The sequence below is a fragment of the Komagataeibacter intermedius TF2 genome (assembly GCF_000964425.1).
Lineage (GTDB): Bacteria > Pseudomonadota > Alphaproteobacteria > Acetobacterales > Acetobacteraceae > Komagataeibacter > Komagataeibacter intermedius.
This window is the reverse complement of the sequence record NZ_BANF01000209.1, coordinates 1-1,369: the sequence shown is the minus strand read 5'-3', so window position 1 is coordinate 1,369 and position 1,369 is coordinate 1. Positions and strand designations below refer to the sequence as shown.

The window sequence follows — 1,369 nt, the reverse complement described above, 5'->3', positions numbered from 1 at the left end:
TCGGGCTCCTGTGGGATGACTGAATTCTACAAAATGACCCGAAATTGCCTCAAGTGTGAGAAATCCGCGTCGAGCCTGCAGCAACGGTATAATCCGTTGCACTGCTGGCTGCGAAAGCGGGAACAGAAACAAAAAGGGACGTGGTAAAAAGATAAACCTTAAGCCCGTTAACGTGTGGTTTGCGGAAAATTGTAAGGCATTTTCCCAACATGCGGCTGTCTCCTGACGGGCTTAATAGAAATGTCCGGAGAAAACCTTAATAATAATTAATTAATAATATTCTAATCTTTCTCTATCTATATTTGATATAATTTTCTTAACAGCGTTATTTATCCTGCAAAAACAACATTTGTTTGATTTTTATTTACAAAAATTATGTTTATTCAGGGCGGGGAGAGCCGCTTATCCTATGCAGTAGGCCGGTTCTCTGTTGCATGGAGCGCCATTTTGGCCGGGTTGCCGCGCGGGAGGATTGTCCGCGTTGGTATGGGAAAAACCTGCTCACACCTGTTCAGGACTGGGGGGCAGAGAACGCGGAAGGGGGAGGGGGCTGATCGTAAAAATCCACCCTCATCGCCACCTTGCCCATGGGTGTTACAAAATGAGGCTGCTGCGGTTCGATCAGGCCGGGGGTGGCGGGTGTCAGCAGAAGTTCAGATGGAGGGGCCAGATAAGTGAGCTTCAACTCCCCCTCAAGCACACGGATCACGCCCCACACACCCGCCTTGGTATTATGGCGCGTGCGCAAAGCAGCAGGTAGCGTGTCCTGATCGAATACGGGCGTGGAGCGATAGGGCAGGGCTTCGGTCATGGGTATCACTTTTCGGGGAACAGCGCCTCAAGGTGCTGTGTTGCGCTGGGGCATGGTCCGTTTGGCGTAAAAAGAGAGTGCAAGCTGCAAGCTTCTGGCAATGTTGGCTGCCTTGTCCTGTAGAACAGCGGCTACATCTGCTGGCATGTGTGTGGAGGTGGTCTCACCCCATAGTGCCAGCCACCGATCAAACAGTTCTGGCGTAATCCGGTCACGGTGCTGCATATGCACGGACACTGGCTGGCCTTTGTAACGCCCGGTACCCAGCATGACGGAAGACCAGAAAGCCGTGAGCGTTTGCAGGTGCTCAGGCCAGTTGGTCACGGCATCTTCAAAAATGGGGCCAAGCTTGGGGTCCGCGCGCACACGTGTGTAAAAGGCGTCTACAAGTGTTGCCAGCCTGTCCTCGTTTAGTGGCAGCCTGCTCATAATATGAGCCTCCTTAACAGCCTGATGTTGAGTACAGTCTATCTGATGCGACTGGCAGAAAGGTTGCGCCAGCGCAAACCCGGCAGGTAATCCCCCCATTTTTAGTCGGGCGTTAAATGAGAATTCAGG

General features: G+C 51.9%; 2 protein-coding genes. Both read right to left on the bottom strand.

Annotated features, from left to right (window positions below; genetic code table 11):
• Nucleotides 1–511 precede the first annotated feature (511 nt).
• Entirely contained in the window at nt 512–811 is a 300-nt protein-coding gene (locus B7449_RS16190) for a DUF1971 domain-containing protein (RefSeq protein WP_012813195.1), read from the bottom strand.
• A gap of 27 nt (nt 812–838) precedes the next feature.
• A partial coding sequence (locus B7449_RS16185; protein WP_209426761.1) for a group III truncated hemoglobin occupies nt 839–1,369 on the bottom strand: 531 nt, incomplete at its 5' end.